At 63.8% G+C, this 730-nt stretch carries 1 protein-coding gene; it reads left to right on the forward strand.

Annotation, left to right across the window (positions count from 1 at the left end):
• Nucleotides 1-730: type VI secretion system Vgr family protein (locus tag IB255_RS30470; protein ID WP_192211282.1), on the forward strand; the 730-nt coding region annotated here is incomplete at both ends.

Consider the following 730-nt stretch of genomic DNA (forward strand, 5'->3'; position numbering starts at 1 on the left):
GCGAGAGCGGCTACTTTTACGCGCGCCTCGCCCACGAACGCTACCTCAACGAACGCACGCGCCTGACCGGCCACACCAGCAGCCCCGCGCTGCTACCCGGGCAGATACTCAAGCTCGACGGCGTGGATAAGCACTTCGCACCGGGCGCGGTGATCGTCCGCCTGCACAGCAGCGCCGCCCGCGACCGCAGCTTCGAAGTGCAATTCGAAGCCATCCCCTACGACGAGCAGGTCTGCTTCCGTCCCGACGTGCCGGCCAAACCGGTAATCGCTGGCACCATACCGGCCCGCATTACCAGCCCCGAACCGAATGACCTGTACGGCCACATCGACATGGAAGGCCGCTACAAGTGCCATTTCGTCTTCGACCGCGACACTTGGCCCGCAGGGCGCGAGTCAATGTGGCTGCGCCTGGCCCGCCCCTACGGCGGCGAAACGTACGGCCTGCACCTGCCTTTGATACAAGGCACCGAAGTACGGATCGCCTTCGAAAACGGCGACCCGGACCGCCCCTACATCGCCTACGCCATGCACGACTCGCGGCATCCCGACCACGTCACCCTGAAAAACTACAAGCGCAACGTCTTGCGGACGCCGGCCAACAACAAGCTACGCCTGGATGACTCGCGCGGAAAAGAGCACATCAAGCTCAGCACCGAATACAGCGGCAAGAGCCAGCTGAATCTCGGCCATCTGGTGGATGCGCAACGGCAGCAACGCGGCGAAGGCTT

Source organism: Pseudomonas sp. PDM22, assembly GCF_014851965.1.
GTDB lineage: Bacteria > Pseudomonadota > Gammaproteobacteria > Pseudomonadales > Pseudomonadaceae > Pseudomonas.